This is a genomic window from Oceaniglobus indicus (assembly GCF_002751875.1).
GTDB classification, from domain to species: domain Bacteria; phylum Pseudomonadota; class Alphaproteobacteria; order Rhodobacterales; family Rhodobacteraceae; genus Oceaniglobus; species Oceaniglobus indicus.
The window spans coordinates 269,962-286,350 of record NZ_NMZM01000003.1 but is presented as its reverse complement, the minus strand read 5'-3'; the positions used below and the strand labels follow the sequence as shown (position 1 = coordinate 286,350).

The window sequence follows — 16,389 nt, the reverse complement described above, 5'->3', positions numbered from 1 at the left end:
GCATGGACAGGTGGCGTCGGCGCGACTAAGTTTCGGGCATCCGCATATCGCGACAGGAACCGACACCATGCCGACACGACTTTCGTTTCGCCGCCTCGCCGTATCCGTTCTTGCCCTGGGCGTCGTGTCGGCCGGGGCTATCACGCCGCATCCTTCCGCGGCGGGGCCGGAGGCGGGCATCAACGCCGGCGCCTACATGGCCGCGCGTCAGGCGTCGATCCATAACGATTTTCAGGCGGCGGCGATGTATTTTTCGCGTGCATTGGCGCGCGATCCGAAGAATCCGGCCATCCTGGAGTTCGCGACCTCGTCCTATCTGGGCCTTGGCGATGTCGCCCGCGCGACCACCATCGCCCGCCAGATGGTGCAGATCGGATTGGAAAACCAGATCGCGAACCTGGTGATCATCGGCGAGGCCGCGAAAGGCGGTGACTGGGGCGATATCCTGAACGACCTCGAGTCGGGTCAGACGGTCGGCCCGTTGTTCGACGGTCTGCTCAAGGCCTGGGCCCTGGTGGGTGACGCCCAGCATGACGCCGCGATGGCGCAGTTCGATACCGTGGCGTCCAGTCCGGGTGTCCGGGCGTTCGGCCTGTATCACAAGGCGCTGGCGCTGGCGTCGCGCGGCGATTACGCTGGCGCCGATGCCATCCTGTCGGATCCGGCAGACGGGGGCATCCCCCTCAGCCGGCGGGGCATTGTCGCCCACGTCCAGATCCTGTCGCAGCTTGATCGCCAGGCCGAGGCGCTGGCGCTGCTTCAGGACGCGTTCGGCGCCAACGTCGACCGCGCGCTGGAAGAGCTGATCGCACGACTGACACGCGGCGAACGCTTGCCGTTCGACGTGACGCCGACGGCCGTCGATGGCGTGGCCGAGGTCTATTTCTCGATCGCGAACGCGCTGCGCGGCGAGGCGTCGGCGAATTACACGCTGCTCTATGCCCGCATGGCCAGCCACCTGCGGCCGGGTCACATCGATGCCAGCCTGCTGACCGCCGGAATACTGGACAATCTGGACCTGCACGATCTGGCGATCGAAGTTTACGCCACCATTCCCGAAACCGATTCCGCATGGGATGCGGCCGAGCTTGGCCGGGCGCGCGCGCTGCGCCGGGGGGGCGACGTGGACGGCGCCATCGGTGTTCTGCGTGATCTGACCCGGGCGCGCCCCGACCTGGCACTGCTTGAGGTGACGCTGGGAGATTTCCTGCGCGAGGAACAGCGATACGCCGAGGCGATCCCGGCCTATGATGCCGCGATCGAGTTGTTCGAGGAAGACGAGCAAGGCCAGTGGATCGTGTATTTCGCCCGCGCCATCGCGCTTGAGCGGCTGGACCGCTGGCCCGAGGCCGAGGCGGATTTTCGCAAGGCGCTGGAATTGAACCCCGATGAACCGCAGGTCCTGAATTATCTGGGGTATTCCTATGTCGAAAAGGAAGGCAACCTGGACGAAGCGCTGGACATGATCCGTCGCGCCGCCGCGGCCCGTCCGCAAAGCGGCGCAATCGCCGACAGCCTTGGCTGGGTCTATTACCGGCTCGGGCGCTATGAGGAAGCTGTCGCGCCGATGGAACGCGCGGTCGAACTGATGCCGGTGGACGCGGTGGTGAATGATCACCTGGGCGATGTCTATTGGGCGGTGGGCCGCGAACTCGAGGCGCGGTTCCAGTGGAAGCGCGCGCTGTCCTTCGTCAAGGCCGACGACCCTGATAACGACGTCGATCCCGATCGCATCCGCCGCAAGCTCGAGGTCGGACTGGACCGTGTGCTCGAGGAGGAAGGCGAGGATCCCCTGAAGGTCGCCAGCGATGGCTGAGGCCTTCGCGCCCGCCAAGATCAACCTGACCCTGCACATCACCGGCCAACGCGACGACGGCTATCATCTGCTGGATTCTCTGGTGATGTTCGCCGATGTGGGGGATCGGATCACGGTGCACGCTGCCGATGAATGGTCACTGAACGTCACCGGCCCCATGGCGGCGGATGTGCCGCGGGGGGCGGACAACCTGGTGTTGCGGGCTGCCCGTCTGATGGGGGGTCGGCCGGCGGCGATCACGTTGATCAAGACCCTACCGACGGCGGCGGGCATCGGGGGTGGATCCGCCGATGCGGCGGCGACCCTGCGCGCACTCCACGCGCTCGATGGCCGGCCCATGCCGGCCGATCCCGCCCGTCTGGGGGCGGATGTGCCGGTGTGCCTGACCGCGCGCGCGTGCCGTATGGGCGGGATCGGCGAACGGATCGCCCCCTTGCCACGGCTTCCGCGGCTGCACGCCGTTCTCGTCAATCCCGGAACCGCCGTGGCCACACCCGATGTGTTCAACAGGCTTGGTCGCAAGAACAACGAGCCGATGCCCGTGCGTTTGCCCGACCTGTCCCGTGCCGACCCCCTGATCGGGTTCCTGGCGTGCCAGCGCAACGACCTTCAGGCGCCGGCCATCGCGTGCTGCCCGGTCGTCAACACCGTGCTCAAGCAACTGCAGACCACGCGCGTTCCGCCCGTTCTGGTGCGAATGTCGGGGTCCGGTGCGACCTGCTTTGGGCTGTATAAAAGCGATGCGGCGGCTGGCGATGCGGCGGATGAGGTGCAACTTGCCCACCCCGACTGGTGGGTGACGGCCTGCACCCTCGCCTGACGGAATGCACCAACCGCGCCGGTCCCGGCGAAGTCCGGGGCCGGCGCAAATGCCGTGGCGCCACCGGCGCCTCGATTGGATCACGCTGTCGGATCAGAGGATGCGCGCGACGACGTAATCGGCAAGGTCGCGCAACATGTCGCGCAACGGATCGTCCGGCATCACGTCCAGGGCGGATTTCGCCGTGTCGATCCATCCCAGCGCGGTAAGCCGGGTGCTTTCCAGGGTGCCATGGGCCTGCAGCAACTCCAGCGCACGTTCCAGATCGCCGTCTTCCTGCTTGCCCTTGCCGATGGTGCGCACCCAGAACGCCCATTCGCCGGTGTCGGCCGCCGCAACGGCGCGGATCACCGGCAGGGTCAGCTTGCGCTCGCGGAAGTCGTCACCGATGTTCTTCCCAATCACGGTCCCGCCGGTCCAGTCCAGAAGGTCATCGACCATCTGAAAGGCGACCCCCAGGGCATCGCCATAGGTGAACAGCGCCGCGATCCGCTCCTCCGATGCGCCGGCGACGATCCCGCCGACCTGGGTGGCGGCCGAAAACAGTGCCGCCGTCTTGCCGCGCACGATCTTCAGATAGGTGTCTTCCAGCGTCGCAAGGTCCTGCGCGGCCGTCAGTTGCAGGACCTCGCCTTCGGCAATCGTGGCCGAGGCATTGGCCAGGATGTCCAGCACCCGCAGGGATCCCGTTTCCACCATCAACTGAAACGACCGCGCAAACAGGTAATCGCCGACCAGCACCGAAGACTTGTTGTCCCACAACAGGTTGGCCGTGGGGCGCCCGCGCCGCTGGCCGCTTTCGTCGACCACATCGTCGTGCAGCAGCGTGGCGGTATGGATGAACTCGACCGTGGCGGCCAGATGGATGTGATAGGGGCCCTCATAGCCTGATAGCCGCGCGGCGGCCAAGGTCAGCATGGGGCGGATGCGTTTGCCGCCGGCTTCGATCAGATGGGCGGTCACCTCGGGGATGCGCGGGGCGTTCTCGCTGGCCATGCGTTCGCGAATCAACACGTTGACTGCTTCCAGCTCGTCGGCCAACGCGGCGGCCAAACGCTCGTGCGGTTTCGCTTCGGCGGTATCCGGGGTCATGGCGTGGCTTCCGTTTCTGACATTCTGCGCGTGTCCGGGGTCGACAAACCGCACGGTCTGTCCTCTAGTCTCTGGCATGAAGGAACTGCTCCGCACCAGCGACCCGACGGTCATTGCCTTTGCCACTGCGCTCCTTGGTGGGGAGGATATAGATTGCTTTGAGATGGACGTCCATATGAGCGTCCTCGAAGGCTCGATCGGGGTGCTGCCGCGCCGCCTGATGGTGCGCGATGCGGATCTGCACCGCGCCCGGTTGGTTCTGCGTGACAACGATATCGAACCGACGGGATGACCGCTGCGCGCCCGGACGCGGTCTGTCGCCATGACGCGCAGGCCATCATCGGGTGAGTCGTGGGGAGGAATCCGTCGCCGCCCATAAATTGCGCAGATGACCCACGCCGCATTGGGCAGACGTCAATAAATAAGAACCGCCGCGCCGTTTTCCAAGATGAACCTCCGGTAGAAACGGGCGCGTTCGAGTTTAGCGACAGTTTGCCGCTTATCCGAGCGAAATACTCTGCCGAAATCCTGCCGATCCGCCAACGAACAGATGACAGATCGCCCGATCTGTGGTGCACTGATCCTGCCCAAGTTTTCACAGGAGGACGACCATGAACCTGAGTTCGCATGTGCAGGAGCTTCGCAAAAAGCACCAGAAACTGTCGGATCAAGTCGAGGCGGCCCAGCGCAGTCCCGCCACGGACGATCTTGCGATCACCGAGTTGAAGAAGAAGAAACTGCATCTGAAACAGCAGATCGAACGTCTCGCCTCGAATTAGGTTCTTTGGGCGCTGGCCCGCGCGGCCAGCGCAGCGCCGCCGGTGATCAACACCGCGGCAATCACGAGGGTCGGTGTCGGATCGGCAATGCCGGCACCGACCAGGAACACTGTCGACAGCACCGGCGCGGCATATGACGTCACGCCCAGCAGTTGGATGTCGCCCCGCTTCATCCCGATGTCCCAGGCGAAAAACGCGCAGCCCACAGGCCCGGCGCCAAGGAGAATGATGGCCAGCCAGCCCGATGTGGCCACCGGCCAGGCCGTCACTTCGGCAAAGACGTGCGCGACGGCCGACAGGATCGCTGCCGCGACGCAGAACATCACGACCGAAACGGTCGGAATGTCGTTCAACGTGCGCGAAATCACGGAATAACCGCTCCAGAACAATGCGCAGAGCAGGGCCAGCGCATACCCCCACATCTGTGGCCCGTCAAAGGCGACTTCGCTGCGCCCGATGATCGCCGCGGCCCCCGCGAATCCCGCCAGCGCTCCAAGGACATGCCCACGCCGCAGGGTTTCGCCAGGCAACAGGCCCGAAAACAGCACGATCAACAACGGCCAGAGATAGGCGATCAGACCCGCTTCGGCCGGCGGAGCGAGCCGCAGTGCCGAGAAATACAGCGCGTGATAGCCGAAAAGTCCAAAAGTGCCGAAGGCATAGACGGTCCACGGAATCCCACGCAGCTGATGCAGCCGGCCGGTCAGGCCAAGCCACAGCAACCCCAGGCCTCCGCCGATCGCGAAGCAGAGCGCGTTGAGTTGAAATGGTGGAACAGGGGCGGATTTGACCGTCAGCAAGGCCAGCAGTGACCACAGAAGGATCGCCGCAAAGCCGACAAGGGTCGCGCGCGTGCGGTTCATGAAGCGTCCCGATGCAGGAGTGGTGTCTGCGGCGCGACCGTCCGTCGACACCGATCATCCGAAGGTGGTGGAAAAAGGCGCGGGCGGGAGAGAGCTCCCGCCCGCCCGTGGGTCAGCGTTCGACGCAGAGCGCGACGCCCATGCCGCCGCCGATGCACAGCGTGGCCAGGCCTTTCTTGGCGCCGGACCGCTTCATCTCGAAAAGCAGGGTGTTCAGAACGCGGCATCCCGAGGCGCCGATGGGATGACCGATGGCGATTGCGCCGCCGTTGACGTTCACCTTCGCCGGATCCCAGCCCATTTCCTTGTTCACGGCACAGGCCTGGGCGGCGAAGGCTTCGTTCGCCTCGATCAGGTCCAGATCGCCCACCTTCCATCCCGCCTTGTCCAGGGCCTTCTGCGATGCATAGATCGGGCCGGCGCCCATGATCGCGGGGTCAAGGCCAGCGGTGGCGTAACTTGCGATGCGCGCCAGCGGGGTCAGGCCGCGCTTTTCCGCTTCCGCCTCGCTCATCAGCAGAACGGCGGCGGCGCCATCGTTCAGGCCGCTGGCGTTGCCGGCGGTGACGCTGCCGTCCTTGGTGAAGGCCGCGCGCAGCTTGGCCATGGCTTCGATCGTGGCGCCGTGCCGGATGTATTCATCGGCGTCCACGGTGATGTCGCCCTTGCGGGTCTTGACGATGAACGGCACGATTTCGTCGGCGAACTTGCCCGCCTTCTGCGCCGCTTCGGCCTTGTTCTGCGAGGCGACGGCGAATTCGTCCTGGGCGGTCCGGTCGATGCCCCATTTCTCGGCGACGTTTTCGGCGGTCTGGCCCATGTGATAGCCGTTGAAGGCGTCCCACAATCCGTCCTTGATCATCGAATCCACGAATGACAGATCGCCCATCTTCTGGCCCTGGCGCAGGTTGGCGACATGGGGCGACATCGACATGTTTTCCTGACCGCCTGCGGCCACGATGGCGGCATCGCCAAGCTGGATGTGCTGGGCGCCCAGGGCGACGGCGCGCAAGCCCGAGCCGCAAACCTGGTTGATGCCCCAGGCGGCGGATTCCTGGGGCAGCCCGGCCTTGATGTGGGCCTGGCGCGCGGGGTTCTGACCCTGACCACCGGTCAGCACCTGGCCGAGGATCGTTTCGCTGACATCGCCCTTGTCGATCCCGGCACGGGCGACGACGGCCTCGAGAACGGCGGCCCCCAGATCGTGCGCAGGGGTTTGGGCGAAAGCTCCGAGAAAGCTTCCGACGGCGGTGCGGCCTGCCGAGACAATGACGACGTTGGTCATGGAAAGATCCCTTTGTTCTGTTGCGTCGATGCGGAAGACCGTCAGACCGGTTCCGCAGATCACGACCAGCGTAGGGACAGACGTGAAAAAGCACAACGGTTCGCGCACATGGCGCGCCGCGCCGCCGTCACGCCGATTTCTGTTGCGATGGTGTCGCCCATCTTGCGCGCACGGTCGGTGCGCCGAAATAATACCCCTGCAGGCAATCCACGCCGAGTTGCGTCAGAAGTGCGGCATCTTCGCCCGATTCGACGGATTCGGCGATTGTCACCATGTCGAAGTGACGGCCGATGGACAGCAGCGCTTTCACCACCGCTTGGTTGTCGGGACTGTGTGCGATGCCGCGGATGAATTGCCCGTCGATCTTGAGGATGTCGAAATACAGATCCTTCAGATACCGCAGCGATGTGAATCCGGCGCCGAAATCGTCGATGGCAAAGCTGATTCCCTGGCGTTGAAGGTCGGTCATGAAGCATTGCACGATATCGGGCATCATGATCGCCGAGCTTTCGGTGATTTCGAGGATCAGACGCTCGCCCGCCGTCGGATCGGCGGTCAGTCCCGCGGTCAGCGTCTCGTTCCAGCGGCGGTACCCTATGGAACGCGCGGACATGTTGATGGCGAGGCGCAGGCGCGGGTATTCGCGCAGGGTCTGCAGGCCCTTTTCAAGCGCCAGGCAATCCAGCCGCCGCCCCATTTCCGTGGTCTCGACGACCGGAATGAAATCTCTCGCGGGGATGATGCGCCCGTTTCGGTCCAGCACCCGGAGCAGGCCTTCGTAGAACGCCGGTCGATCCTGTCGCCCCGACGGAACGACGGGCTGATAGGCCAGCATCACATCCCGCGCGCTGACCGCCCGTTCGACCATGTCGATGACGTCGCGGTCACGCTCGGACACGGCAAAGCTTAGCGGATCATCGGCGTGAAACATCGTGTCGCCGACGACTTTCGGATATTCCTGCTGCATCTCGAACTCCATCCCAGCTGCGAGAACCTTGGCAGATCTGTTCTAACGAGGTATGAAGATTCACATTTTGTTCTAATTGTGTTCAACGGAGCGCCCGATGGTCGCCCCCCGGTGCGAAAGGCGCGAGACATGAATGGAAGGTGCGAATGGTGTGGCGTCGATCCGGTCTATGTGGCGTATCACGACACCGAATGGGGGGTTCCCGAATGGGACAGTCGCGCGCTGTGGGAAAAGCTGGTCCTCGATGGCTTTCAGGCCGGGCTGAGCTGGATCACGATCCTGAAGAAGCGCGATAATTTCCGCCACGCCTTTGCGGGGTTCGACCCGCGGACCATTGCCCGCTGGGGCGAGCCGGACGTCGAACGGTTGCTGCTGAATCCGGGAATCATCCGGCACCGCGGCAAGATCGAGGCGACGATCGGCAACGCCCGCGCATGGTGCGAGATCGAGGAGCGGCAGGGGTTTGACCGGTTCCTGTGGGATTATGTCGATGGGCACCCGGTGCAGAACGCCTTTGCCTCGGGCGCCGAGGTTCCGCCGCAGACACCGCTGTCGGCGAAACTCTCGAAGGATCTGAAGACGGCGGGGTTCCGGTTTTGCGGCCCCACCATCGTCTATGCATTCATGGAAGCGGTCGGCATGGTCAACGACCACATCACGACCTGCCCGCGCCACGGCGAGGTGGCACAGTTGGCCGCGCCGCCTTCCGCGATCTGAGCGCCGGATCAGTTGCTTGCCGCTGCCTCGTCGGTCTTTTCCTCGGACTTGGGCTCAAGGTCGGGATCGCGGGCAAAGGCGGCCGTCGCGTTCGGATCCATCTTCAGGCCCGACGGGTTGTCGTCGGCCTTGCAACTGCCGATGGCCGACCAGTATCCGGCGATCGTGCATTGTTCCAGCCAACCACCGGCAGAACAGATCGTGCTGCCGGTGGCATAATATCCGCCCATATAGCTGCAGTCGGCGGTCGCGGATGTGGCCGATAACGGCAGGGCAAGGGCGAGGGCGGCTAAAATCGTTTTCATCAAAAGTCCTCCCGGGAGGTTGAAATGCTCGGGTCTTGACGCAGGCCCAATATGGCCTGCGCATTTACCATAACATTTTTTCGCCCTCGCGTCGCGTGACAAATGCCGTCATGCGGGCTCAGCCGTCGGCGCCCCCGGTGGCCAGGGCGGTCAGGATGGCGCGGGCGCTGTCGCTGTTCCAGTCGGCGTCACCGCGCAGGCGGGCGATCTCGCGGCCCTCGCGGTCCAGGATCACGGTGATCGGCAGGCCCAGAACGGCCATTTCGCGCGCCACCGCCTGTTTCGCATCCAGCAGGATCGGCAGGGACGTCACGCCCACCTCGTCGAAGAAACGTTCGATGGCGGGCACGGCGTTGCGCCCGGTTGCCAGGGTCACGACCTCGAAATCGTCACTGCCCAGCTGTTTCTGCAAGGCGTCCAGCGCCGGCATCTCATGGCGGCAGGGCGCGCACCAGGTGGCCCAGAAGTTCAGCAGAACAATCTTGCCCTGCCAATCGGCCAGCCGGTGTTCGCCCCCGTCGGGATCGCTGAACGCCTGTGCCGATACGTCCTTCGGTTCGGAATGGAAGTTCAGCTTCTTCATGTCGCCGTCGCGCAGCGCGTTCAGCACATCGACATCGGCAGCATTTGCAGACAGGGCAAGGCCCGTATAAAGCAGCGCGGACAAGACAGCGGATTTCATCACCAAGGGGGCCTCCATGACCGACAAGACATCGAACGCGATGTGGGGCGGGCGCTTTGCCGCCGGGCCGGACGCGATCATGGAGGCGATCAATGCCTCGATCTCGTACGACCAGCGGATGGCGCGGCAGGACATCGCCGGATCGCGCGCCCATGCCGCCATGCTGGCGGCCACGGGCATCGTCACCGATAGCGATGCGGCGGCGATCCGTGAAGGGCTTCTCACGGTGTTGTCAGAGATCGAGGGCGGAACGTTTCAATTCTCGACCGCGCTGGAAGACATCCACATGAACGTCGAGGCGCGTCTAAAACAGATCGTCGGCGAACCGGCGGGACGGCTGCACACCGGCCGGTCGCGCAACGACCAGGTGGCGACGGATTTCAAGCTGTGGGTGCGTGACCAGATGGATGCCGCGATCACGGGCTGCGAGGCGTTGCAGCGTGCCCTGCTGACACAGGCCGAGGCCGGCGCCGATTGGGTGATGCCCGGTTTCACCCACCTGCAGACGGCGCAGCCGGTGACATGGGGGCATCACATGATGGCCTATGTCGAAATGCTGGGCCGGGATGTGTCGCGGTTTCGCGATGCGCGGGCCCGCCTGAACGAATCACCCCTGGGCGCGGCCGCCCTGGCCGGAACCAGCTTTCCCATCGACCGCGAGATGACGGCGAAAGCCCTGGGGTTCGATCGGCCCACCGCCAATTCACTGGATTCCGTGGCTGACCGCGATTTCGCGCTCGAATTCCTGGGCGCAGCGACGATCTGCGCGATGCACCTGTCGCGTTTTGCCGAGGAACTGGTGATCTGGTCATCGGCGCAATTCCGGTTTGTCGCCCTGTCCGACCGGTTTTCCACCGGATCGTCGATCATGCCGCAAAAGAAGAACCCCGACGCGGCCGAGCTGATCCGCGCCAAGATCGGTCGGATCATGGGCGCGCAGGTGGCGTTGTTCACCGTGATGAAGGGTCTGCCGCTGGCCTATTCCAAGGACATGCAGGAAGACAAGGAACAGACCTTCGACGCCGCCGATTCGCTGATGCTGGCGCTGGCCGCGATGGAGGGGATGGTCAAGGACATGACCGCCAACCGCCCGGCCCTGGAAGCCGCCGCCGGGTCCGGGTTTTCCACCGCCACGGATCTGGCCGACTGGCTGGTGCGGGCGTTGAACATGCCGTTCCGCGACGCGCACCACGTCACCGGCGCACTGGTCGCGCTGGCCGAGGGGAAGGGATGCGATCTGCCCGACCTGACGCTGGCGGACATGCAGGGCGTTCACGCGGCGATCACCGAAGACGTGTTCGGCGTGCTGGGCGTGCACAATTCGGTCGCCTCGCGCACCTCCTATGGCGGGACGGCACCGGAGCAGGTGCGCGCGCAGGTGGCGCGCTGGCGCGCGCGGCTTGCCGCCGATTGACGGCCGGCCGCGGCTTGCCCGCGGCGCGGAAACAGGTATCGATGAATGGCGCCGGGACGGATCCCGCCGCGCCCGGACCAGAAGGTGATGACATGCGCACGACCCTATTCCTGACCGCCGCCCTTGCCCTGCTGTCGGCCTGCGGCGCCGACGCGCCGCCGTTCAAGCCGGAGGCCGCGACGCCCGAAAACGGCGTCACGGTCAGCGGCGACGCCCGGATCGGTGTGACGACAACGCTCTGATCCGCACCGCGCCCGGCATCAAGGATGACGCGATGACCCGCATCTCGCCCCTGCGATGGCTTTACCTCGGGCTTGCGATCTGGGGGGCGGTCCATCCGATGTATTGGTTCGTGACCCATATGGTCGAGACCGGCGGCGGATTGTCCGGGCTGATCGACGCCTGGTATGTCAATGCCTCGACCACGGGACTGACCTGGGATCTGACCATCGCCGCCATAACGCTGACGGTCTGGATCCTGGCCGAGGTGGCGGTGCGCCGGAACTGGAGCGCGCTGATCGCGATTCCGGCGACATTCTGCATCGGGGTCAGTTGCGGGCTACCGCTCTACCTGTTTTTGCGCACGCGGGTCGCGCCCTAGTGCCCAAAAGGCGCGCCGGGCGCGATCCGAGGGGGCGGAGCCTCCGGCGGGAGTATTTCGGTCAGTAAGAAGACCCGCGTCGCGCGTTGTGTCCGCCGGTGGGTCTGGTATCAGCAGTCGGGGTGTATTTGGGGGCGGCATGGATCATTTCCTTTATCGTGACGGGCGGTTGATGGCCGAGGATGTCGCGCTGGACGACATCGCGGCGGCCGTCGGCACGCCGTTCTATTGCTATTCCGCCGCCACCCTGACGCGACATTTCCGGCTGCTGGACGACGCGTTGGCGGGGATGGACCACCTGGTCTGTTACGCGATGAAGGCCAATTCCAACCTCGCCGTGCTGAAGCTGCTGGGTGATCTCGGGGCGGGCATGGACGTGGTGTCGGGGGGCGAATACCGCCGCGCGATCGCCGCGGGAATCCCCGGCGACCGGATCGTGTTTTCCGGTGTCGGCAAGACGGCGGCCGAGATGCGTCTGGCGCTGGAAGGCGGGATCCGCCAGTTCAACGTCGAAAGCGAGCCCGAGATGGCGGTTCTGAACGCCGTCGCGCTGGAATTGGGGGTGGTCGCGCCCATCGCCGTGCGGGTGAACCCCGACGTGGACGCCAAGACCCATGAGAAGATCGCGACCGGCCGCAAGGAGGACAAGTTCGGCATCCCCATCTCGCGCGCGCGCGAGGTTTATCGCCATGCCGCCACCATGCCGGGCCTGCAGATCGTCGGCATCGATGTGCATATCGGCAGCCAGCTGACCGATCTGGCCCCGTTCGAGCAGGCCTATCGCAAGCTGGCCGCGCTGACCCTGGAGTTGCGCGCCGACGGCCACGACATCCGGCGGCTGGACCTGGGGGGCGGCCTTGGCATCCCCTATACCCGGTCGAACGAGGTGCCGCCGCTGCCGTCGGATTACGGCGCCATGGTGCGTGACGTTCTGGGCGACCTGGGCTGCGCGATCGAGATCGAGCCGGGTCGCCTGATCGCGGGCAATGCCGGGGTGCTGGTGTCCGAGACGATCTATGTGAAGGAGGGCGAAGACCGCACCTTCCTGATCCTCGACGCGGCAATGAACGATCTGATCCGCCCGGCGATGTATGGCGCCCACCACGACATCGTGCCGCTGAACGAGGCCGCGCCGGGCGCGCCGTCGGTCGTCTATGACGTGGTCGGTCCGATCTGCGAAAGCGGCGATACCTTTGCCCGCCAGCGCCCCATGGCCGAGGTGAAGGCGGGAGAGCGTGTCGCGTTCCGCACTGCGGGGGCTTACGGTGCCGTCATGTCGTCGGAATACAACTCGCGCCCGCTGGTGCCCGAAGTCCTGGTCAGCGGCGATCAATTCGCCGTCATACGCGCCCGCCCGGACTTTGACGAAATGCTGAACCGCGATACCATCCCGAAATGGCTGTGACGCGGGACGATCCCGCGCCAAGGCATCCGAACGGGGTTTCATGAGCGATCCGACCCGAACCAGTCCCGCAATGGCCGCGCTGCGCCGTCCCATGCGGCTGACCCTTGCCGGCCTGTGGGCCGAGCGGATCACGCGATGCTTCTGGCCCGTGTGGTCGGTGCTGATGGCCGCGATCGGTGCGCTGATGCTGGGCCTGCATGACGTGGTGCCGGTCGAGGTGACATGGGGCGCGGGGATCGCCTTGGCGGCGGCCGTTCTGGGGTTGTTCGCAAACGGCCTGCGTCGTTTCGCAATGCCGACATGGGCCGAGGCGCGGGACCTGCTGGATGCGACGTTGCCGGGGCGGCCGATCCAGACCATTGGCGATACGCAGGCGATCGGTGCCGGCGATCCGGCGTCCGAGGCCGTGTGGCGCGCCCATATCGCGCGGATGACGGCGCGGTTGCGGGCGGCGCGTGCCGTTCGTCCCGACCTGCGGATCGCGGCGCGCGATCCGTTCGCGCTGCGCTATGCGGCCCTTCTGATCCTTGCCGTCGCCGTCGTCTTCGGGTCGGTCTGGCGCATCGCCAGCGTCGCCCACCTCGGCCCCGGCGCGGGGCAGGCCCAGGCGGCGGGCCCGTCGTGGGAGGGCTGGATCGAGCCGCCGGCCTATACCGGCAAGCCGTCGCTGTATCTGGCCGACCTGTCCGGCACCGTCGAGGTGCCCCAGGACAGCCGGATGACGGTGCGCCTTTATGGTGAAATCGGCCGCCTGACGCTGGACGAAACCGTGTCGGGTGGCGGAGACGATCCGGCGGGCGGGGAAGGTGTCGGGGCGCCGGAGGTCGCGCAATCGTTCCAGGTGCGCCAGAGTGGACGCGTCGAAATCTCGGGTCCGGGCGGGCGCCGTTGGGACGTGGTGATGCGCCCCGACCTCGGCCCCGCTGTTGCCGCGGTCGGCCCGGCCGAGCGCAAGGCCGATGGCGAATTCCGTCAACCCTTTGCCGCCGAGGATGATTACGGCGTGCAGGCGGGCAAGGCGACGATCACGCTGGATCTTGCGGCGGTCGATCGCACCTGGGGGCTGACGGCGGAGCCCGACGCGCGCGATGCCATCGTCGTCGATCTGGCGATGCCGATCACCGGCAACCGCACCGCTTTCGAACAGGTGCTGGTCGACGATTTCTCGCGCCACCCCTGGGCGAACCTGCCGGTCACGATCCGATTCGAGGTGACGGATGCCCTGGGCCAGATCGGGCAGAGCGCGCCCGTGGCCGAGAACCTGGGCGGTTTGCGGTTCTTCGATCCCATGGCCAAGGCCATCGTCGAGCAGCGTCGCGATCTTCTGTGGGCAAAGTCCAATGCGCCGCGGGTGGCACAGGTGCTGCGCGCGGTGTCGTGGGTGCCGCAAGACGTGTTCCGGTCGCAAACGACGGCGCTGAAGCTGCGGCGCACGGTCGAGCGGCTGGAGACGCACCTGGTCCATGCCAGTTTGTCGGGCGACGTGCAGGACGCCATCGCCGAAGACCTGTGGGCGCTGGCCGAACAGCTGGAATACGGTGATCTGGCCGACGCGATGGAGCGGCTGAAGCGCGCCCGCGAGCGGCTGGAAGAGGCGATGCGCAACGGCGCCTCGGACGAGGAGATCGCGGCGCTGATGCAGGAGCTGCGCGAGGCGACCCAGGACTACATGCAGCAACTGGCCGAGCAATCGGAAGACGGCGATCAGGCGCCCGAAGGCGAGACGCAGGAAATCACCCAGGACCAGATCCAGCAGATGATGGACCGCATTCAGGAGTTGATGGAGCAGGGCCGCATGGCCGAGGCCCAGCAGCTTCTGGAGCAGCTTCAGCAACTGATGGAGAACATGCAGGTCACCCAGGGGCAGGGCGGCGAAGGCCAGCAGGGCGCCGGCGAACGTGCGACGCAGGAGTTGCGCGAGACGCTGCGCGATCAGCAGGATCTGTCCGACGAGGCGTTCCGCGATCTGCAGGAACAGTTCGACCCCGGCGCCGGGCAGGGCGACCGGGGTGAGGCACCGGGGCCGCAGGGCGATGGCCAGAGCGGAACCGGCACGATGCCGGAGGGCCAAGGCCAAGGCCAAGGGCGCGACCTCGCCGACCGCCAGCGCGCGCTGCGCGACGAGCTGAACCGCCAGCGCGGCACCATGCCCGGGGCCGGCACGCCGGAAGGGGACGCGGCGCGCGATGCGCTGGGCCGTGCCGACCGCGCGATGGAGGGGGCCGAACAGGCGCTGCGCGACGGTGACAACGCCGCGGCGCTGGACCGCCAGTCCGATGCCATGGAGGCCCTGCGCGAAGGCATCCGCAACCTCGACGAGGCCGAGGCGCGGACCCAGGGCCAGCCGGGTCAGGAGCAGCGCGGCGAGACCGCGACACGGGGTGACTCCGAAGGTCGGCAGCGCGATCCGCTGGGGCGTGAAGCCGGCGCACAGGGGCAGATCGGCAGCGATCAGCCCTTGCCGCCGGGCGAGGACGTGTATCGTCGGGCCGAGGAATTGCTGGGCGAGATCCGGCGCCGCTCGGGCGATCGCACCCGGTCGGAACAGGAGCTGGATTACCTCAAACGTCTGCTGGATCGCTTCTGAGGCGATGTCGCGGCGCGCGACGCGGGCGGCGGGGTGGACGAAACGACCTCTTAACCGGCCGACTGCGTGCCCAGGAGGCCGTTGAGCTGATCGACAACGCTGCCCATTCCGGCCTGCAACCCATCGAGAACACCATTGGCCATGTCAAGATAGGCACCGACCGCCGGCGCGAGGGCCGGAACCGCCTGGGCCAGCGACGGGCCGAACACGTAAAGCAACGCCAGCACCGCCAGCACGCACAGGACCCCCAGAAAACCGATGCGAAACGCGCTGCGGCCGCTGGTGTCGGGATCGTCGCCACCGTCGTCGGATTCGGCAGTGCTGTGGCGATCCGACGTGGCGGTGAGGGTCGAGTTGATTTCCTCGATGTCGGGCAGCAGTTCACCGCGCGATCCCGACAGGGCGGCGGCAATCGCGGCGTCCGTGTGATCGGCGGGTGCGTCGTCGGCGTGATCGGCGGGTGCGTCGTCGGTCACGGATGCGGCCGGTTGTGTGGCGGGTTCGGCCGGCGCACTGCGGCGCGTCCGCCGTCCGCCGTCTTCAAGGCCCAGGTCGGTCTGGGTTTCCATGGGTCCGGGGGCGTCGCGACGTCGCGCTTCGGCCTCGCGCAGGGCCTCTTCGCGCAGGACGGCGCGTGCGCTGGCATCCAGCGGCCGGGGTTGCGGCGGGGTCACGTCCATGACCGGCCCCGCGGCGGGGACGTCGGTTTCATCTTCATCCGGATCGTCGTCGATATCGTCGCCAATCGCGGGTTCGGGCGCCGGGCGCGGCGGATCTTGCCGGGGCGGGGCGGGTTCGCTCACGCCTTCTGCGTCGGCGATGTTCTCTTCGCTGGACTGGCGGGGCTGAAACCATGCGTGACCGCACGACGAACATTGCACGTCGCGTCCCTCGGGCGGGATCATCGAAACATCGACCTCGTATTGTGCCGCGCAATTCGGGCAGATCAGCCGCATCCCAAGCCCTTTTTCCCTACCCATTTCCGATGTATACAATGACAGGTGTGCGCCGCTTGGCAAGACGACCCGGTGCAGATTGGCGATCGTGGTGTCACAT

At 66.0% G+C, this 16,389-nt stretch carries 17 protein-coding genes; 10 read left to right on the top strand and 7 right to left on the bottom strand.

Annotation, left to right across the window (positions count from 1 at the left end; genetic code table 11):
• Positions 1-67: 67 nt before the first annotated feature.
• Both CFP68_RS06410 and CFP68_RS06405 read left to right on the top strand, forming a co-directional pair.
• Positions 68-1,816 (top strand): tetratricopeptide repeat protein, encoded by a 1,749-nt coding sequence (locus CFP68_RS06410; RefSeq protein WP_099825988.1) that lies wholly within the window; start codon positions 68-70, stop codon positions 1,814-1,816.
• Complete coding sequence (locus tag CFP68_RS06405; protein ID WP_099825985.1) at positions 1,809-2,636, top strand: 4-(cytidine 5'-diphospho)-2-C-methyl-D-erythritol kinase; 828 nt, start codon at positions 1,809-1,811, stop codon at positions 2,634-2,636. Before CFP68_RS06410 ends, CFP68_RS06405 begins: the two co-directional genes overlap by 8 nt.
• A gap of 93 nt (positions 2,637-2,729) precedes the next feature.
• Here CFP68_RS06405 and CFP68_RS06400 read toward each other — a convergent pair whose 3' ends face one another.
• Positions 2,730-3,728, bottom strand: a complete 999-nt coding sequence (locus CFP68_RS06400) for a polyprenyl synthetase family protein (RefSeq protein WP_099825983.1) — start codon at positions 3,726-3,728, stop codon at positions 2,730-2,732.
• 76 nt (positions 3,729-3,804) lie between these two features.
• On the opposite strand from CFP68_RS06400, the gene CFP68_RS06395 reads away from it, so the two are divergent.
• Both CFP68_RS06395 and CFP68_RS06390 read left to right on the top strand, forming a co-directional pair.
• The gene (locus tag CFP68_RS06395) at positions 3,805-4,020 is read left to right on the top strand and encodes a putative signal transducing protein (RefSeq protein ID WP_099825981.1); all 216 of its coding nucleotides are present in this window, start codon (positions 3,805-3,807) and stop codon (positions 4,018-4,020) included.
• 319 nt (positions 4,021-4,339) lie between these two features.
• Positions 4,340-4,507: a YdcH family protein gene (locus tag CFP68_RS06390; protein WP_099825979.1), complete on the top strand. Its 168-nt coding sequence runs from the start codon at positions 4,340-4,342 to the stop codon at positions 4,505-4,507.
• On the opposite strand, the gene yddG is transcribed toward CFP68_RS06390, so the two are convergent.
• From yddG to CFP68_RS06375, 3 genes are all read right to left on the bottom strand, one after another.
• Positions 4,504-5,370 carry an aromatic amino acid exporter YddG gene (yddG, locus tag CFP68_RS06385; protein ID WP_099825977.1) on the bottom strand — a complete coding sequence of 289 codons (867 nt, stop codon included), beginning with the start codon at positions 5,368-5,370 and terminating at the stop codon, positions 4,504-4,506. The two genes, CFP68_RS06390 and yddG, sit on opposite strands and share 4 nt — an antisense overlap.
• Before the next feature lie 112 nt (positions 5,371-5,482).
• Entirely contained in the window at positions 5,483-6,655 is a 1,173-nt protein-coding gene (locus tag CFP68_RS06380; protein ID WP_099826219.1) for an acetyl-CoA C-acetyltransferase, read from the bottom strand.
• Positions 6,656-6,782: 127 nt separating this feature from the next.
• Positions 6,783-7,622 carry an EAL domain-containing protein gene (locus CFP68_RS06375; protein ID WP_241523980.1) on the bottom strand — a complete coding sequence of 280 codons (840 nt, stop codon included), beginning with the start codon at positions 7,620-7,622 and terminating at the stop codon, positions 6,783-6,785.
• Between the two features lie 129 nt (positions 7,623-7,751).
• Here CFP68_RS06375 and CFP68_RS06370 point away from each other — a divergent pair, with 129 nt between their 5' ends.
• Complete coding sequence (locus CFP68_RS06370; RefSeq protein ID WP_099825972.1) at positions 7,752-8,339, top strand: DNA-3-methyladenine glycosylase I; 588 nt, start codon at positions 7,752-7,754, stop codon at positions 8,337-8,339.
• A gap of 8 nt (positions 8,340-8,347) precedes the next feature.
• Here the strand turns inward: CFP68_RS06370 and CFP68_RS06365 are convergent, their stop codons facing one another.
• Together CFP68_RS06365 and CFP68_RS06360 are read right to left on the bottom strand one after the other, a co-directional pair.
• Positions 8,348-8,644, bottom strand: coding sequence for a hypothetical protein (locus CFP68_RS06365; RefSeq protein ID WP_145953406.1), 297 nt, complete (start codon positions 8,642-8,644; stop codon positions 8,348-8,350).
• Positions 8,645-8,762: 118 nt separating this feature from the next.
• Positions 8,763-9,326: a TlpA disulfide reductase family protein gene (locus CFP68_RS06360; RefSeq protein WP_099826218.1), complete on the bottom strand. Its 564-nt coding sequence runs from the start codon at positions 9,324-9,326 to the stop codon at positions 8,763-8,765.
• A gap of 16 nt (positions 9,327-9,342) precedes the next feature.
• Here CFP68_RS06360 and argH point away from each other — a divergent pair, with 16 nt between their 5' ends.
• The 5 genes from argH to CFP68_RS06335 all read left to right on the top strand — a co-directional run bounded on the left by argH (position 9,343) and on the right by CFP68_RS06335 (position 15,333).
• Positions 9,343-10,740, top strand: coding sequence for an argininosuccinate lyase (argH, locus tag CFP68_RS06355; protein WP_099825968.1), 1,398 nt, complete (start codon positions 9,343-9,345; stop codon positions 10,738-10,740).
• A gap of 92 nt (positions 10,741-10,832) precedes the next feature.
• Positions 10,833-10,982: an argininosuccinate lyase gene (locus CFP68_RS06350; protein ID WP_099826217.1), complete on the top strand. Its 150-nt coding sequence runs from the start codon at positions 10,833-10,835 to the stop codon at positions 10,980-10,982.
• 41 nt (positions 10,983-11,023) lie between these two features.
• Complete coding sequence (locus CFP68_RS06345; protein WP_099826216.1) at positions 11,024-11,341, top strand: DUF2834 domain-containing protein; 318 nt, start codon at positions 11,024-11,026, stop codon at positions 11,339-11,341.
• 139 nt (positions 11,342-11,480) lie between these two features.
• Positions 11,481-12,746 (top strand): diaminopimelate decarboxylase, encoded by a 1,266-nt coding sequence (gene lysA / locus CFP68_RS06340; protein WP_099825966.1) that lies wholly within the window; start codon positions 11,481-11,483, stop codon positions 12,744-12,746.
• Positions 12,747-12,786: 40 nt separating this feature from the next.
• Positions 12,787-15,333 carry a DUF4175 domain-containing protein gene (locus tag CFP68_RS06335; RefSeq protein WP_099825963.1) on the top strand — a complete coding sequence of 849 codons (2,547 nt, stop codon included), beginning with the start codon at positions 12,787-12,789 and terminating at the stop codon, positions 15,331-15,333.
• Positions 15,334-15,383: 50 nt separating this feature from the next.
• On the opposite strand, the gene CFP68_RS06330 is transcribed toward CFP68_RS06335, so the two are convergent.
• Positions 15,384-16,289: a zinc-ribbon domain-containing protein gene (locus tag CFP68_RS06330; protein ID WP_158234137.1), complete on the bottom strand. Its 906-nt coding sequence runs from the start codon at positions 16,287-16,289 to the stop codon at positions 15,384-15,386.
• Positions 16,290-16,389: the final 100 nt, after the last annotated feature.

Excerpts from the sequence above, each read along its gene's own strand:
- argH (WP_099825968.1), top strand. The coding sequence starts at position 9,343 with ATGACCGACAAGACATCGAACGCGATGTGGGGCGGGCGCTTTGCCGCC.
- CFP68_RS06365 (WP_145953406.1), bottom strand. The coding sequence starts at position 8,644 with ATGAAAACGATTTTAGCCGCCCTCGCCCTTGCCCTGCCGTTATCGGCC.
- CFP68_RS06350 (WP_099826217.1), top strand. The coding sequence starts at position 10,833 with ATGCGCACGACCCTATTCCTGACCGCCGCCCTTGCCCTGCTGTCGGCC.
- CFP68_RS06400 (WP_099825983.1), bottom strand. The coding sequence starts at position 3,728 with ATGACCCCGGATACCGCCGAAGCGAAACCGCACGAGCGTTTGGCCGCC.
- CFP68_RS06375 (WP_241523980.1), bottom strand. The coding sequence starts at position 7,622 with ATGCAGCAGGAATATCCGAAAGTCGTCGGCGACACGATGTTTCACGCC.
- yddG (WP_099825977.1), bottom strand. The coding sequence starts at position 5,370 with ATGAACCGCACGCGCGCGACCCTTGTCGGCTTTGCGGCGATCCTTCTG.
- CFP68_RS06395 (WP_099825981.1), top strand. The coding sequence starts at position 3,805 with ATGAAGGAACTGCTCCGCACCAGCGACCCGACGGTCATTGCCTTTGCC.
- CFP68_RS06370 (WP_099825972.1), top strand. The coding sequence starts at position 7,752 with ATGAATGGAAGGTGCGAATGGTGTGGCGTCGATCCGGTCTATGTGGCG.
- lysA (WP_099825966.1), top strand. The coding sequence starts at position 11,481 with ATGGATCATTTCCTTTATCGTGACGGGCGGTTGATGGCCGAGGATGTC.
- CFP68_RS06330 (WP_158234137.1), bottom strand. The coding sequence starts at position 16,289 with ATGCGGCTGATCTGCCCGAATTGCGCGGCACAATACGAGGTCGATGTT.
- CFP68_RS06405 (WP_099825985.1), top strand. The coding sequence starts at position 1,809 with ATGGCTGAGGCCTTCGCGCCCGCCAAGATCAACCTGACCCTGCACATC.
- CFP68_RS06360 (WP_099826218.1), bottom strand. The coding sequence starts at position 9,326 with ATGAAATCCGCTGTCTTGTCCGCGCTGCTTTATACGGGCCTTGCCCTG.
- CFP68_RS06390 (WP_099825979.1), top strand. The coding sequence starts at position 4,340 with ATGAACCTGAGTTCGCATGTGCAGGAGCTTCGCAAAAAGCACCAGAAA.
- CFP68_RS06335 (WP_099825963.1), top strand. The coding sequence starts at position 12,787 with ATGAGCGATCCGACCCGAACCAGTCCCGCAATGGCCGCGCTGCGCCGT.
- CFP68_RS06380 (WP_099826219.1), bottom strand. The coding sequence starts at position 6,655 with ATGACCAACGTCGTCATTGTCTCGGCAGGCCGCACCGCCGTCGGAAGC.
- CFP68_RS06410 (WP_099825988.1), top strand. The coding sequence starts at position 68 with ATGCCGACACGACTTTCGTTTCGCCGCCTCGCCGTATCCGTTCTTGCC.